General features: G+C 53.6%; 11 protein-coding genes and 1 riboswitch. Of the genes, 3 read left to right on the top strand and 8 right to left on the bottom strand.

The window, feature by feature from the left end; genetic code table 11:
* Nucleotides 1–29: 29 nt before the first annotated feature.
* The 8 genes from purF to purE all read right to left on the bottom strand — a co-directional run bounded on the left by purF (nucleotide 30) and on the right by purE (nucleotide 8816).
* The gene (purF, locus tag GOM71_RS06745; protein WP_156279110.1) at nucleotides 30–1508 is read right to left on the bottom strand and encodes an amidophosphoribosyltransferase; all 1479 of its coding nucleotides are present in this window, start codon (nucleotides 1506–1508) and stop codon (nucleotides 30–32) included.
* Nucleotides 1493–3736, bottom strand: a complete 2244-nt coding sequence (purL, locus tag GOM71_RS06740; RefSeq protein WP_156279108.1) for a phosphoribosylformylglycinamidine synthase subunit PurL — start codon at nucleotides 3734–3736, stop codon at nucleotides 1493–1495. Before purL ends, purF begins: the two co-directional genes overlap by 16 nt.
* The gene (purQ, locus tag GOM71_RS06735) at nucleotides 3714–4406 is read right to left on the bottom strand and encodes a phosphoribosylformylglycinamidine synthase subunit PurQ (RefSeq protein ID WP_156279106.1); all 693 of its coding nucleotides are present in this window, start codon (nucleotides 4404–4406) and stop codon (nucleotides 3714–3716) included. Before purQ ends, purL begins: the two co-directional genes overlap by 23 nt.
* Nucleotides 4407–4409: 3 nt before the next feature.
* Nucleotides 4410–4652 carry a phosphoribosylformylglycinamidine synthase subunit PurS gene (purS, locus tag GOM71_RS06730; RefSeq protein ID WP_156279104.1) on the bottom strand — a complete coding sequence of 81 codons (243 nt, stop codon included), beginning with the start codon at nucleotides 4650–4652 and terminating at the stop codon, nucleotides 4410–4412.
* 281 nt (nucleotides 4653–4933) lie between these two features.
* Entirely contained in the window at nucleotides 4934–5830 is an 897-nt protein-coding gene (locus GOM71_RS06725; protein ID WP_156279102.1) for a phosphoribosylaminoimidazolesuccinocarboxamide synthase, read from the bottom strand.
* Between the two features lie 16 nt (nucleotides 5831–5846).
* Complete coding sequence (purB, locus tag GOM71_RS06720; protein WP_156279100.1) at nucleotides 5847–7142, bottom strand: adenylosuccinate lyase; 1296 nt, start codon at nucleotides 7140–7142, stop codon at nucleotides 5847–5849.
* Between the two features lie 7 nt (nucleotides 7143–7149).
* Nucleotides 7150–8334: a 5-(carboxyamino)imidazole ribonucleotide synthase gene (purK, locus tag GOM71_RS06715; RefSeq protein ID WP_156279098.1), complete on the bottom strand. Its 1185-nt coding sequence runs from the start codon at nucleotides 8332–8334 to the stop codon at nucleotides 7150–7152.
* On the bottom strand, nucleotides 8331–8816 hold the full coding sequence (gene purE / locus GOM71_RS06710; RefSeq protein ID WP_156279096.1) for a 5-(carboxyamino)imidazole ribonucleotide mutase: 486 nt from the start codon (nucleotides 8814–8816) through the stop codon (nucleotides 8331–8333). The genes purK and purE overlap by 4 nt, the downstream gene beginning before the upstream one ends.
* A gap of 195 nt (nucleotides 8817–9011) precedes the next feature.
* Nucleotides 9012–9110, bottom strand: a riboswitch (purine riboswitch).
* A gap of 232 nt (nucleotides 9111–9342) precedes the next feature.
* Here purE and GOM71_RS06705 point away from each other — a divergent pair.
* From GOM71_RS06705 to GOM71_RS06695, 3 genes are all read left to right on the top strand, one after another.
* Nucleotides 9343–9582, top strand: coding sequence for a hypothetical protein (locus GOM71_RS06705; RefSeq protein WP_156279094.1), 240 nt, complete (start codon nucleotides 9343–9345; stop codon nucleotides 9580–9582).
* Complete coding sequence (locus GOM71_RS06700) at nucleotides 9566–15031, top strand: carboxypeptidase regulatory-like domain-containing protein (protein WP_156279092.1); 5466 nt, start codon at nucleotides 9566–9568, stop codon at nucleotides 15029–15031. The genes GOM71_RS06705 and GOM71_RS06700 overlap by 17 nt, the downstream gene beginning before the upstream one ends.
* Nucleotides 15032–15106: 75 nt before the next feature.
* Nucleotides 15107–16384, top strand: coding sequence for a glycoside hydrolase family 18 protein (locus tag GOM71_RS06695; protein ID WP_367649494.1), 1278 nt, complete (start codon nucleotides 15107–15109; stop codon nucleotides 16382–16384).
* Nucleotides 16385–16421 lie beyond the last annotated feature (37 nt).

Genomic DNA, 16421 nt, shown 5'->3' with positions numbered 1-16421 from the left:
ATCGTTGTTCAATTATAACTTAGTTTCCCTCAGCAGCTGCAGCTCTTATCCGATTCTTCGTTCACCGGAGTCGGATAATCGTTATCGAAGCAAGCGAGGCACATGCCGCGGTTATACGCGCCATCGTTGCCGCCGACCGAATCGATAAAGCCTTCATTGCTCAAAAAGGTTAACGAGTCCGCGTTGATCATATCGCGAATTTCCTCAACGGTACGCGAGGAAGCGATCAATTCCTTGCGGTCCGGCGTATCGATACCGTAGTAGCAAGGATTTTTGAAAGGCGGCGACGTAATCCGGACGTGAACTTCCGTTGCGCCTGCTTCGCGAAGCATATTTACGATACGGCGCGACGTTGTGCCGCGAACGATCGAATCGTCGATCATGACAACGCGTTTGCCTTCAACGACTTTGCGAACGGCGGAAAGCTTCATTTTCACGCCTTGCTCGCGCAGCTCTTGGGAAGGCTGAATGAACGTGCGTCCCGTATATTTATTTTTGATAAGGCCAAGCTCGTAAGGAATACCCGTTTGCTCCGCATAACCGATTGCCGCCGAAATACTGGAATCCGGCACGCCGGTTACGATATCCGCATCGACGAACGATTCCATCGCCAGCTGCTTGCCCATCCGTTTACGGGCAGAGTGGATGTTGATCGTATTAATGTCGCTGTCCGGCCGGGCAAAATAAATATATTCCATCGCGCAAGTTGCTCTGCGCTCGACTTCGGCATAGCGATCTTCACGCATGCCGTTCTCGTCAAAGTACAGCAGCTCGCCTGGCTGTACATCGCGAAGATATTCCGCACCGATCGATTCGAAGGCGCAAGATTCTGACGAGAACACGTAGCCGTCGCCCATTTTGCCCATTACAAGCGGACGAAGTCCGTTCGGATCAGAAGCAACGAGCAGTTTGTCGTTCGTCATAATGAGGAATGCGAAACCGCCAATAATGCGCTGCAGCGCTTCTTTAGCCGCTGTTTCGAAATCTTTCGGCGAACGGGCGATCAAGTGAGCGATAACTTCCGTATCGCTGGATGTTTGGAAAATCGAGCCTTGGCTCTCCAGCTCCTTGCGGATTTCCGGAGCGTTAACGATGTTGCCGTTGGTCGCAACAGCAAGATCGCCGTCCCGATAGCGGAAAATTAGCGGCTGCGCATTCGCCAGCTTGCTCTCTCCCGCCGTCGAATAACGGACGTGGCCGATCGAACGGTCGCCTTTGAGCGACGAAATCCGCTCTTTATCGAACACTTCCTTTACTAGACCCATGCCGCGGTGATAAGCAAAGCTGTTGCCGTCTTCCGTATCAACCGTACAGATTCCCGCGCTCTCTTCGCCGCGATGCTGCAGTGCATGAAGGCCGTAGTAGGAAAGCGAAGAAGCGTTCGGGACGTTAAACACCCCGAACACCCCGCACTCTTCACGCAATTTATCAAAAATATCGTCGCGTCCGATACCTTCGTTATAATGGTTTCCCGTCCACAGCTTAAGCTGTTTTATTTCATCAGACATGGAATCGCATCCTTCCAGACCTTCTCCAGTTGTTGTACCGGCGCATTGATGCCGGATTTGCCGTTAATGTTAATGGTCAGGCTGTTGCCTTTAACTGTACCGATCGCCGCGTTTACCAGACCTTGCTCGCTCAGGAGCGCTTGCAGCGCTGCCGCTTGCTCCGGTTTCGCGGAGAGCAGGATGCGCGATTGCGATTCGCTGAACAAAGCATGATCAGCGCGAAGCTCAGTTGCAACGTTTACGTCTGCGCCAACGCCGCCGCTGATGCACGATTCAGCAAGAGCAACTGCGAGGCCGCCTTCAGACAAGTCGTGAGCCGAAGCGACAAGACCTTTCTGAATCGCGCCAAGCACCGTGTTCAACAATGTTTTCTCCGTCGCCAGATCAATAACCGGAGGACGGCCTTTCGCTTCGCCGTTCAGTACGTATTGCAGCTCGCTGCCGCCGAATTCTGCGCGAGTCTCGCCTACGAGAATGATAACGTCGCCTTCTTTTTTGAAGCCTTGCGTCGTAATGTGATCCGTGTCATGCACCAGGCCTACCATACCGATTACCGGAGTCGGGTAGATTGCGCCTTTCGCATTCTCGTTGTACAAGCTGACGTTGCCGCCGATAACCGGCGTATCCAGCACGCGGCAAGCTTCAGACATGCCGTCCGCCGATTTTTCCAGCTGCCAGAACACTTCCGGCTTCTCCGGGCTGCCGAAGTTCAGGTTGTCCGTAATCGCAAGCGGCTCTGCGCCGGAGCAAACGATGTTGCGCGCTGCTTCCGCTACTGCGATTTTGCCGCCCATTTCCGGATCAAGGAATACGTAACGGCCGTTACAGTCCGTTGTCATCGCCAGACCTTTGCGCGTGCCGTCAATCGTAACGACCGCTGCGTCGGAGCCCGGTTGAACCGCTGTCGATGTGCGTACCATGTAATCGTATTGGTTGTAAACCCACTCTTTGCTTGCTACCGTCGGGGAAGCGAGCACTTTTTCGAGCGCGCCTGTCAGATCGGTGATTTCTGCGAAATCAGCTGTATCAACCGATGCGCTTTCGCCGAAGTATGCAGGCTCTTTCGATGGTTTTTCGTAAACCGGGCACTCGTCAACGAGCGCTTTAACCGGCATATCTGCTACTTCCTCGCCTTTATGGAACAGGCGGAGACGTCCGTCATCCGTTACTTTGCCGACTTTGGCGCAAATAATGCCCCAACGGTCGAAAATTTCTTTCGCTTGCGCTTCATGCTGCGGTTCAACAACGAACAGCATACGCTCTTGCGATTCGGAAAGCATCATTTCATATGGCGTCATGTTCGTTTCGCGCTGCGGAACTTCGTCCAGGTACAGCTCAAGGCCGTTGCCTGCTTTCGACGCCATCTCGGCGCTGGAGCAAGTGAGGCCTGCTGCGCCCATATCTTGAATGCCAAGCACGATGCCGGAATCGATCAGCTCAAGCGTCGCTTCCATAACGAGCTTCTCCATGAACGGATCGCCGACTTGTACAGCCGTACGCTTCTCTTCGGATTCTTCGGAGAGCTCAACGGAAGCGAACGTTGCGCCGTGGATGCCGTCGCGGCCAGTTGCAGGACCTACATAGAATACAGGGTTGCCTACGCCTTTTGCGACACCGCGCTGGATTTTATCATGATCGATAAGGCCCACGCACATCGCGTTAACGAGCGGGTTGCCTTCATAGCTTTCGTCGAACATCACTTCGCCCGCAACCGTCGGGATACCGATACAGTTGCCATAGCCGGCGATGCCGCTAACGACGTTCTCAAACAAATATTTAACGCGGTCATTTTCCAGACGGCCAAAACGCAAGCTGTTCAGCAAAGCCACAGGACGCGCGCCCATCGAGAAAATGTCGCGGATAATGCCGCCTACGCCCGTTGCTGCGCCTTGGTAAGGCTCAACCGCGGATGGATGGTTATGCGATTCGATTTTGAATACGACCGCTTGGTTGTCGCCGATATCGACGATGCCCGCACCTTCGCCCGGTCCCATCAGAACGCGAGGACCAGTGACCGGGAATTTTTTCAGAATCGGCTTGGAGTTTTTGTAAGAGCAATGCTCCGACCACATAACGCTAAATACGCCGATTTCCGTATAGTTAGGTTTGCGGCCGAGGAAGCCGCAAATGAGCTCATATTCATAATCCGTTACGCCGAATTGCGTATAAATGCGTTGATCCGCAATTTGTTCCGCTGTAGGCTCCTTAGCCGTTAACTGCTGCGCCATGCTGTTCCCTCCATGCATTCAAAATCGATGTAAACATCCGTTTGCCGTCTTCCGAACCGAACAATTGATCCATCGCGCGCTCCGGATGCGGCATCATGCCGACTACATTGCCGCGCTCGTTGCTTACGCCGGCAATGTTGCTGACCGAGCCGTTCGGGTTCGTGTCGCCTGCATAGCGGAATACGATTTGGTTATTTGCTTCAAGCTTAGCCAATGTCGCGTCATCGCAGAAGTAGTTGCCTTCGCCGTGCGCGATTGGAATGCTGATAATTTCGCCTTGCGAATATTGGTTTGTAAATGCCGTGCCGTTGTTCACGACTTCAAGCGGCGATTGGTGGCAGCGGAATTTCAGACCCGTGTTGCGGATCAGGGCGCCTGGGAGCAAACCTGCTTCCGTCAAGATTTGGAATCCGTTGCAAATGCCTAGTACGAATTTGCCTTCTTCGGCTGCTTTTTTCACTTCGTTCATAACAGGGGCAAAACGGGCAATCGCGCCGCAGCGCAAGTAGTCGCCGTACGAGAAGCCGCCTGGCACGAGAATAGCGTCAAAGCTGCTCAAGTCCGTTGTTGTATGCCATACGTATTCAACTTGCTCGCCGATCGCTTCAACCGCTTTGTAGCAGTCGATGTCGCAGTTGGAGCCTGGAAATACAAGAACTGCAAACTTCATCGTTTAACCCTCCAGTTCAAAGCGGTAATCTTCTACAACCGTGTTCGCGAGCAGTTTCTCGCACATAGTTTTCACTTGCTCTTCCGCTGCCGCGCGGTCGTTCGTGTCGAGCTGAAGCTCCAAATATTTGCCGATGCGCACTTTGCCGACTTCCGAGAAGCCCATCGTGTGCAGCGCGCCTTGAACGGCTGTTCCTTGCGGATCCAATACATTTTCTTTAATGGTAACGTAGACGATTGCTTTCATGGGTTGCCTCCTAAAAATGGGTTTTTTTCCGGTCATGTATTTCACAGAGGGCATGCCGCTCATACGATGCGGGTGTCCGTCTTCACCGCGTTGAAACCTGAAAAATTCAGATGACATTGGAATCGCGGAAATTTTTCAGGTTTCAAAAGCGGACGCCTGTCGGCTCTCAGACTGGACACCCGCATCTGCTTCGCTGATGCATTCTGTGAAAAACCTTCCCGGGCGAGTCGTTGAACAGTTGGGCCGGCACGCGCTTTGCTTGTGCCGGGCATTTTATTACTCTATAATGATCCGCCGGTCAAACGGCGGTAGATGTCGAGATAGCGATCGGTCGTCTCTTGGACGACGGACTGCGGAAGCGGCGCAGGCTTGCTGTCGCGGTCCCAATCGGAACCGAGCAAGTAGGTGCGAACCGGCTCTTTATCCATGCTGTCGATCTCGATGTCAAACGCATAGTTGCCTTCGGCCCAGAAACGGGAAGCGTCCGGCGTGAAAATTTCGTCGATCAGGATAACTTTGCCGTCGACCAATCCGAACTCGAATTTGCAGTCGGCGAGGATGATGCCGCGTTCCGCGCAGTAAGCATGAGCGAATTCGTAGAGCTTGATGCTGCGGTCGCGAAGCTCTTCCGCAAGCTCGGCGCCGATCAGCTCTTGCATCCGCTCAAACGGGATGTCCTCGTCATGTCCAACATCGTTTTTCGCTGCCGGTGTAAAAATCGGCTGCGGGAAGCGTTCGTTCTTTCGCAATCCGGCCGGAAGCTCAATGCCATTAATCGCTTGCGTTTGCTGGTATTGTCTCCAACCTCCGCCCGTGATATAGCCGCGGACGACGCATTCGATGTCGATTCTTTCCGCTTTGCGAGTAACCATAATACGGTTCTTAAGCAGCTCCGGTTCCGTGATGATGTCGCCGAGCTTCTCAACGTCGGTGTGGATGACATGGTTTGGCTGAATGTCCGCTGTTTGCTCGAACCAGAAGGCCGACAAGCGGTTAAGCACATTCCCTTTATCCGGCACCGCCGGATCCAGCACATAGTCGAAAGCAGAAATGCGGTCGGTAACGACGATCAGGTAATGCTCGCCGAGATCGTACAGCTCGCGAACCTTTCCTTTGTAAAGCAGCGGCGCTTTTACATACTCCGCAGCGGTAGACAATGCTTGCTTTGACGCGGTCATTCTCCTCGAATCCCCCTTAGTTCAATCCAAGACGTGTGAAAATGGTATCGACATGCTTCAAGTGCCATGCCGGGTTGAACGCATCGTCGATTTCTTCTGCGGACAGCAGGCTCGTAATTTCCGTTGTCTCGCCGATGATGTCGCGGAATTGACGCTGTTCTTCCCAAGCTTGCATCGCACGCGGTTGGACCGTGTCGTATGCTTGCTCGCGGCTGAGGCCTTTGTCGATCAGCTTCGTCATCACGCGGCCGGAGAACGGTACGCCGAACGTGCGCTGCATGTTCCGCTTCATGTTTTCCGGGAATACCGTCAAGTTGTTGATAATGTTGCCCAGACGGTTCAGCATGTAGTTCAACAGCATTGTCGCATCCGGCAAAATGACGCGTTCAGCGGACGAGTGGCTGATGTCGCGCTCATGCCACAGCGGAACGTTCTCGTAAGCTGTCAGCATGTGGCCGCGGATAACGCGGGACAGGCCGGACATATTCTCGCAGCCGATCGGGTTGCGTTTGTGCGGCATTGCGGACGATCCCTTTTGACCCTTCGCAAACGGCTCTTCCACTTCGCGGAACTCCGATTTTTGCAGAGCGCGAATTTCCGTTGCAAATTTATCAAGGGAGGTTGCTACGAGAGCCAGCGTCGCCATATATTCAGCGTGACGGTCGCGCTGCAGCGTTTGCGTCGAGATCGGTGCCGGCGTAATGCCGAGCTTTTTGCAGACGAACTCTTCTACAAACGGATCGATGTTTGCATAAGTGCCGACAGCGCCGGAAATTTTACCGAACTGCACGCCATTTGCCGCATGCTCGAAACGCTCCAGGTTGCGTTTCATTTCTTCGTACCAGAGCGCCATTTTCAAACCGAACGTTGTCGGCTCGGCATGAACGCCGTGCGTACGGCCCATCATCGGCGTATCTTTATATTGAATCGCTTTTTCGCGCAGAATCGCGATGAAGCGCTCGATGTCTTTTTTCAAAATCGCATTCGCTTGCAGAAGCAAGTAGCCGGTAGCTGTGTCGACAACGTCAGTCGAAGTCAGGCCGTAATGCACCCATTTGCGTTCAGGGCCAACTGTTTCCGATACAGCGCGCGTAAACGCGATAACGTCATGGCGGGTTTCTTGCTCAATTTCGTAAATGCGGTCGATGTTGAAGCTTGCGCCTTTACGCAATGCCTCTACGTCTTCTTTCGGGATAACGCCTAGCTCCACCCAAGCTTCGCAAGAACACAATTCAACTTCAAGCCATGCTTGAAACTTGTTCTGTTCGGTCCAAATTGCTCTCATTTCCGGTCTGCTGTAACGCTCTAACATGTACGGGTCACACCTTCCAAATTGTAGTCTCTTCTATCCATTGCAGCGCGTCATCAACGTTGCTTGCCAATACGTTCACATGGCCCATCTTCCGTTTATGCACTGCGTCTTTCTTGCCATATAAATGAAGCTTCGGAGCCACGTTCAGCCGCTCTGCCGCCTCGTCCTTGTGCTGAACTCTCGCAAGCAGCGGCTCGACATGCTGTCCGAGCACATTAACCATAACGACCGGCGTCAGCAGCGACGTATCGCCCAGCGGCAGGTTGCAAACCGCGCGGACATGCTGCTCAAACTGCGATGTGCGGCAAGCCTCCATCGTGTAGTGGCCGCTGTTATGCGGGCGCGGCGCCAGCTCGTTGACGAACAGCTCGCCGTCTGCCGTCAGGAACAATTCAACGGCAATCAAGCCGACAACGCCAAGCCCTTCCGCAATTCGCATCGCCAATCGCTCAGCCTCGCGCTGCACATCCTCGGCAATGCGGGCAGGTACAATCGACAGATGCAAAATGTTGTCGATATGAATATTTTCCGCTGCGGGGAACGCTTTTATTTCCCCTTTAGCACTTCTCGCAGCAATAACCGACAGTTCCTTATCGAACTTAATGAACTGCTCCAGTACGAGCTCCGCGCCGCTGCGGCTTAATGTCTCGTACGCTTCCTCGATTTCCTCGAAGCTGCGAATGACCCATTGGCCTTTGCCGTCGTAGCCGCCTGTCGCCGTCTTCAGCACGCTTGGCAGACCGAAGCGCTCAGCAGCCGCTCTTAATTCCTCTGCGCTGCGAATTTCGCTGTACGGCGCAACGCGTACGCCTGCCGCCTCGATCGCTCTCTTCTCCCGAAGGCGATGCTGTGTCGTATAGAGCAGCTCGCTGCCTTGCGGCACATACGATTCCGACATGAGCATCGCCGCCACGCCGGCGTCGACATTCTCAAATTCGTACGTAATGACATCCGACCGTTTTGCAAGCTCTCTTGCCGCATCGCGGTCATCATAAGCAGCAACGATCTGCTCGGACACTTGGCCGCAAGGGCCGTCCGGCGTCGGATCCAGCGCGACGAAGCGATAACCCATCGCGCTGCCCGCCAGCGCCATCATTCGGCCAAGCTGGCCGCCGCCAAGAATGCCGATTGTGCTGCCGGGCGCAATCACGCGGCCTTCGCCGTTCAATTGCTTGTCCGCTTCAGCCGTCATAGCGTCTCACTGCTTTCCAGCACTTCCTTCTGAATCCGGGCGCGGCGAGCTTCAACTCGCGCTTGCAGCTCAGGATCGAAAGCGCCAAGCATTTGTGCGGCAAGAAGTCCAGCGTTTGTGCCTCCGGCATTGCCGATTGCAACTGTCGCAACAGGGATGCCGCCTGGCATTTGCACGATCGACAAGAGCGAATCAAGGCCATTCAAGTTCGACGACTTAACAGGCACTCCGATAACCGGAAGCAGCGTTTTTGCCGCTACCATGCCTGGAAGATGCGCAGCGCCGCCCGCTCCTGCAATAATAACCTTCAAGCCGCGTTCCGCAGCGCTTTCCGCATACTCGAACATGAGATCCGGCGTGCGGTGAGCCGAAACGACTTTTTTCTCATACGGAATTTGCAATTCCTCAAGCACATCGCAAGCCAATTTCATGGTGTCCCAATCCGACTTGCTTCCCATAATGACGCCGACCTTTGCAGACATGCGCAACCTTCTTTCATCTATAATATGCAACCTCGCCAATCGGCCCGATCCAGAAAAAAAGTCCGGCAGCTCCGCAACGATATACGTTAACGGTTGCTTGGCCGGACCCGAGCGCACTGGCAACAACTGGCTTTACTCCGCTAATGCGCTAACGTAAAGACAGCATAAGGCTGCCCCGGTTAAGGGCAACCTGTACAATTGTTCCAGCATGCTCGTAGTCCGAAAATACGGTTTTCGGGTAGAAACTTTCGGGCCGATTCCCGAGGATATACGAGTATTCGACTATTTGGCGGAACCGTCCGCCTTTGAACTATTCTAGTTTATCCAATCCACCCATAGCTGTCAATGAAATCTGAATTAAATACGAACATTAAATTGACACCATTTAAAAAAAGTTCGCTTTTGCCACTTTTCACATTTTCCTCCCCATGGTTGAGTCGAATGCCTATAAGCGCTCCCCCATTTCTGTCATACATTAATCAGGAGAAATACCTAAATCCAAACGATTGGAGGAGGATATATCCGCATGACTTTCCCCGAGGACAGTCAGTATTTCCCCGTGCTCCTGAACGGCACGCCGCTGACGGACCCTGATCGAGACGAATCGCCGGACGAGGTTGATATCGTCGGCAGCACGCAATTTCCCGCCGCTTATTATGCGTACGACGGAACAAACGTATATTTCAGACTGCGGTTAAACAGCGATCCGGCATTCAAAACCGGCTTTAGCAATTTCTCTTGGGGGGGTATTGTTCGATACGAATAATTCCCCTTCTGTCCTGGAATACGAATTAACGGTCAACGGATTAAACAATACGCTCGAGCTTGTACGGACGCAAACGCTTCTAAACGCCAATGGCACAGTTGCGAACGGCACCGGAAACAGCAGCAATCGCGGCGCCGTACTGTTCAGTGCTCCAATTATCAACTTTGGCATCGCCCGCTCGAAATTGGCGGCAGGCTCCAGTTTTGGCGGAGATCCTAATTATTTTCTCGACTATTTGATACCTGTGTCCGTATTATTCCCTATTCTCGGCATTAACGCGAATTCGTCGCTTCGTTTTTTGTTTTTCTCCTCCGCCAATAACAATAATTACAATAAAGATTTCACCTCGCTAAGCGATTCAATGACAATAGCAAGCGCCGACGTGCGGGCCAAACTCGCCGTAACGCAGACAGCCGTCAGTACTCCGGCTATCGTTCAAGTGGGTCAAACCGCTTCTTTTCAAGGCACGATTACGGTTACGAATACCGGTAAAAGTTCGGCTTCGACTATTTTCGCGGTAACCAGCTTCGCTTTCGACAAATTGGCTTCTTTTACGGTAACGAATAAGACCGCTGGCATGACCTCCTTCACCTCTCTGACGCAAACGCTCACTTGGAATATCGGAAATTTGGCAGCCGGTGCAAGCGTCACGATAACTTATATCGCAACCGGCTTGTTTAACACGGCAGGACAGCGAACGCTTGATTCGAAAAACGCGACCGGCGTCGATCTGTTCACCGGAGCTGCGATTGCATCCAACAATAGCAGCGCTGCCTTTGCGGTCTTTGCTGTCGGAAGAGCAAACGGCACGGTAATAGACGGCGCATCCGGCTTGCCGTTAACGGGAGTGAACGTCGCCGCGCTGACGCTTCCCGGTCTCGCCAATGCAGGCAGCGCAGTAACGGATATCGCTGGCATTTACTCGACCGATCCGCTGCCTGCAGGTTCATTCCGCCTGCAATTCAGCTATACAAACTACAGTCCTTTTACTTCCGATATTACGATCGCTGCAAATGAGGTCACGACGACGAACGTTTTGCTGCAGCCTATTCCTGCAACGGTACAAGGCGTCGTATCGGCCGTTTCCGGCGGAGCGCCAATTGCTGGTGCAGCGGTCAATCTTACGAACTGGCTCGGCGTTCATATTGCGCAAGCAACGGCAGACGCAGCTGGCGCTTATTCAATCGCAGGCATCGTTCCGGGCTATTACCGCATCGCTTTCACTGCGCCAAACTTTCAACTTAGCGAATCGCCGCTCACTCTGACGCCTGCAGAAAACCGCAATCTAAACGCAGCCCTGCAATCCAATCCCGGCTCGGCAGCCGGCGTCGTAACTTCGGCATCCGGCACTCCGATAGCAGGCGCTTTTGTCGAAGCGCTCGATAATCGCAACAACGTTTTGTGTACGACGACAACAGCAGCGGACGGCAGTTATCGATTCGATACGTTGGCGCCAGCAGACAATGACCGGCTTCGTGTCTCCGAAGCCAACTTTGTGACGAACGTCATTGGCTTCCGCGTAATCGCCGGCCAAACGACAACCGTCAATGCCGTTCTTTCGCCGCTTGCGGGCAGTATTGGCGGCGTCATAACCGATGCGGGCACAGGCACAGCCATTGCGGGAGCCAGTATCCGCGTATTCAACTCTGAAGGGGTTACGCTCCAGACAGGCAGCAGTGCTCCGGACGGTTCATACGTCATCCCATCGCTAGGTCCTGGCAGTTACAGTGTCGTATTCGCTGCGGAAGGCTATGCCGGCAAAACGGTCGGCGCCATCGTCAACTCCGGCGCGCAATCACCGGTCTCTGTCTCGCTCGAACTGCTTGCTGGCGCGATTAGCGGCACAGTCACTTTAATAGACAGTACTCCGATTGAGGATGTCGTCATCCGCGTATTTTCCAATAACATCATTATTGGCCGCGTTGCGACGGCTGCGAACGGATCGTTCCTGATCGGCAATATCGCGCCAGGCAACTATGTTGTTTCCGCCCGTCCCGACGGCTTTGGAGGCGAGACGCTAGGCGCCGCAGTCAACCCGGGCGAGACGACCGAGCTCAATTTCCGGCTCGTGCCGAGTCCGGGATCGGTAACTGGATTGATTACCGACGAGAACGGCAGCCCGCTGGCTGGCGCAGTCATTTCCGTTCAAAACAATGTCGATGGCGGGCCTGTTATATTAACCCGCATCATTTCTGAAAGCGACGGCATTTACCGGATATCCAACCTGGCTTCCGGCAGCTATATATTGAATGTCCTGCTCGCCAACTATCAAAATCAATTTTCTGCGATTCGAGTGCTGTCCAATCAGACGGCTACCGCAAACTTTACAATGCTCCCTTCTCCCGGCGCTATTTCGGGTACGGTTGTGGATACATCGGGTGCGGCCATCTTTGGCGCCGGCATTGAAATCCGCGTGACGAATGCAAACGGCATTACGGTAAGCTCGCTATTCACCGATCCGAACGGCCGTTTTCTTGCCGAGCATTTAAAGCCGGGTATTTATACAGTCGTCGCGGGAGCCGCCAATTTCCAGCAAGCGACTGCTACGTGCAGCGTTCTGCCTGACGGCGTCGCAGCCATCGGACTCGTCATGTCTCCCGATCCCGGCGCAATTCAAGGCATCGTAATCGATGCCGTTACCGGTTCAGGGCTGTTTGGGTCTATCGTAAACGTGAACGACCAAGTCGGATTTTTGGCCGGCTCTGTTATAACTGACGATAACGGCTTCTTCCGCATTTCCGGTCTTGCGCCCGGCAGCTATACGCTTGTGGCAACGGAGAATAACTATCAAAGCGAGACGTTTGGCGCGATCGTGCTAACCAACGCAGATACGCCTGTCAATTTCGCTCTGAAGCCCAATCCCGCTGCCATTACAGGTCAGCTGCAGCCCGCTCCAGCGAGCAGCGTCGTCCAGCTCTTCAATACAAACAATGTCCAGATCGCTACAGTTGCAGCGTTTCCGGACGGCAGCTTCACGTTCAACAATGTTCAAGAAGGCAACTATTATGTAACAGCGACTGCTGCCGGCTTCACCTCGGCCATAGTTGGCGCTAACGCGCTTCCGGGCCAAACGACGTCGGTCATTGTTCCGTTGCAAGTGAATCCCGGTACCATATCCGGCACGGTAACCGACACGAACGGCAATCCGATTCCGGCCGCCTCGGTCAAAGTGCTGAACGGCAATGAATCGGTTCGCGGAATCGGCCAAGTGCAGGCCGATGGAACTTATACCATTGGCAATCTCCCTGCCGGCGTGCTGAACGTCATTGCGTCCGCACCTTTGTTCAGCAGCGAAACGACAGGCATAACTGTAAATCCGGGGCAGTCTGTCACAGGAATAAACTTCCAGCTGCAAGCCGATCCGGGAACGGTCAATGGACAAATAACGGATGCGGTTACCGGGCAGCCGATTCCCGGAGCTGATGTTGAGCTTCGTCAATTAACGGCTAACGGCCTCGGTGTAGCTTCCGGTTCAGCAACGGCTTTCGGCAACTATCAATTCAACGGCATCAATCCGGGCGTATATACGGTAATCGCCAGAGCATCGGGTTATTCCATCAACTCTGCAGGCGCTACCGTCCGCAGCGGCCAGAGCACCGTTGCGAGCATTCTGTTAAACCCGTTGTCCGGCGAATTGAGCGGGCTCATAACGGATACAGCGGGCAACCCAATCTCCGGAGAAAATACGGAGTTCAAACTGTACACGAAAGAAGGCTTGCTGCTAGAAACGGCTTTTGCAAGCCAGCAAGGAACAGTGAGGCTGATTGAACTGCCTCCGAACGAGTACGTTGTCAACGTTTCATCGCCGGGCTTTACTTCAGCTTCAGTCGGCGCATTCATCAGACCAGGCTTGACCACAAGCATTACGGTCGTTTTAAGCAAGCAAACAAGCTTCGCAACCGGCCGTGTTGTCAATGCGGCGACAGGCGCGCCGTTAAGCGGCGCACTCATTAACATATACGATTTATCCAGCCTTATTTTTGAAACCGCCTATACGGATCAAGACGGCAGATACACGATAAACGGGCTGCCTCCGGGCGCCTTTACCTTATCGGCCGTAGCTGACGGCTTCGGATCAGCCACGGCCGCCATTCTTACTTTAGCGGGAACAACCTCAACAGCGGATTTCGCTCTGACGCCTTCTCCCGGCTCGGTTACAGGCTTCGTTAGCGATATAACCGATGGAGCCTCGCTGCAAGGAGCGCTTATTCGCATATTCGACGCAGCAAGCAGCGCGATAGTTGGAACTGTTCTGTCTGGTGTCGGCGGGGCGTACCGGTTTGACGGTCTTGCCCCTGGCAGCTATATCGCAACTGTCGACGTTGCCGGATATGCTCCCGAATTCGGAGGATTTGATATTACAGCAAGTGTGACGACTCGGTTCAGTTATGCATTAACGAGACTGCCGGGCATGCTGAGCGGGAAGATCACCCGGGCGCTGGACAATTCTAATATTACAGGCTGCAGAGTTCAGCTCCATCAATTCAACAGCTTCGGGCCGGTCATCACTTCCCAGCTTAGCGATTCGAACGGAGACTATGATTTTGGCGATGTTGCGCCAACCAACTATATTGTTGCGGCGTCCATTGAGGGATTCGTCTCCAACCAGACCTCTGCGCTTGTCCTATCTGGCGAGTCTACACGGGCAAATATTATGCTGCTTCAAAATCAAACCGTAATAGAAGGGCCTGTGACGGACGGTTCGTCCGGCGCTCCCGTTACGAACGCTCCTGTTGTCGTCGTGGACGATGTCGGAGTCATTGGCGGCAGCGGCGTAACGAACCCTCAAGGGCAATATTCGGTGCCAAGCACGCCTGGCGGCGAGCAGACAGTTATCGTCAGCAAGCCAGGCAAACGAACGACGACTGCCGATGTTCTTCAGCTTCCGGGTCAGCAGCAAGTCGTTCCAATCATTGTGCAAAATCAGACGGGCGCCACAGCGGGCGTCGTCACGGATCGGTTCAACGGAACGCCGGTACCGGGCGCAATTGTGAGCGTCCTTCAGCCGACTACCGGAATTATTCTGAGTACAGTCATTACAAATGGTGTCGGAAAATATGTCTTGGGCGGCTTGATCCCAGGCCAGACATATACGATTACGGCAACCTCACCAAGCTACGGTTCGGCTTCAATCGCCGCTGTTGGAAATACGCAGGGCAATACCATCGCATTGCCGGTCGAGTTCGGAACGCTGCAAGGAACGATAACCGATACTTCGGGAAGGCCGCTTCGCAAAGCGCTAGCTGAGATTACAACGGCAAAACGTATCGTCATCCGGCAAACCGTCAGCAATGCTGCCGGCTTTTACGCTTTTACAAATGTCTCGGCAGGGACCGTTTATGCGCGCTTTTCCTTCCCAGGCAAACAAACGGTCATTCTTCAGCCGATTATCTTTAACAGCCAGACGACTATTCTTAATGTCATGCTTGAAGACGAGGATGACGAATAATTTTATTTTCAGTTAAATAATTTGCGCTCGCCGAATAGAGTAAATACAAGGATGACAAGTAGGGGGGATCGGCGGGTGCAAATTCATACGGTGCAAAGAGGGGATTCCATCTGGCAGTTGGCCAGAAGGTTTGGAGTGAGCGCGGAAGCAGTCACGCAAGCTAACGGACTGGTTGATCCGAATAAGCTTGTAGTCGGTCAAGCGCTCATCATTCCAAGCAGCGTAAGCGTCCATACCGTAGTTCCCGGAGACACGCTTTGGTCGATCGCACAGCGATACGGGACAACGCTGCAAGAACTGGCGCGCATTAATTACATACGCAATCCGGCTGTCATTCGGCCTGGGCAGCAAATTCATATCCCCCAGCCGAACAGGCCGGTTATCGAGGTTAACGCCTATACCGAAAAATTCGGAGCTCGAGGCGTTGCCCTGACGAACGAAATTGCTCCGTATTTAACTTATCTAAGTCCATTCAGCTATCGCGTCCAAACGGACGGCTCGTTAACCGCCTTGGACGACACCGAAGTCATTCAAGCGGCATACAACCATCGGGCGGCACCAATGATGGTTATAACTAACTTTGAAGACGGCACCTTCAGCACCGAAATCGCCCATTCCATATTAACGGACAGCGCCGCCCAAAACCGGGCGCTTGCCAACATTAAGGACACGATGAAGCTAAAAGGCTACATGGCGCTAAATGTAGACTTTGAATATGTGGCGCCGGACGAGCGCGAGCTCTACAATCGTTTTTTGCAGCGGCTCGTTGACGAGCTTCATCCGTCCGGCTATCAAGTATCGTCCTGCCTTGCGCCGAAGCTGTCCGCCGATCAACAAGGGACCTTGTACGAAGCGCATGATTACGCGGCGCATGGGCGGATTGTCGATTTCGTTATTTTGATGACGTATGAGTGGGGATGGTCCGGCGGGCCGCCGCTGGCTGTTGCTCCGTTGAATGAAGTCGTGAAGGTGCTCCATTATGCGCTGTCGGTCATTCCGGCCCGCAAGATCGTTATGGGGATGCCGCTATACGGCTATGATTGGACGCTGCCCTATGTAAAAGGCAACAAGTGGGCGCCGTCGATCAGCCCTCAGGAAGCGGTCGAGCGCGCCGCCAAGTACGGCGCCGAGATCCATTACGACAGCCAGGCGCAATCGCCATACTATCATTACTACGATGAACGCGGCCGCGAGCATGTTGTCTGGTACGAGGACGCCCGCAGCGTGCAGGCAAAGTTCAACATCGTCAAGCTCTACCAGCTCCGCGGGGTCAGCTATTGGGTGCTCGGCGTGCCGTTCCCGCAAAACTGGTATGTATTGAAGGAAAACTTTCGGATTAAGAAGCTGTTGTAGGTTGCCCACTATATCATCTAACGTACATTTGTACCTT

The organism is Paenibacillus sp. NEAU-GSW1 (assembly GCF_009737085.1).
Classification (GTDB): Bacteria; Bacillota; Bacilli; order Paenibacillales; family Paenibacillaceae; genus Pristimantibacillus.
This window is presented reverse-complemented; position numbering and strand designations above follow the sequence as displayed.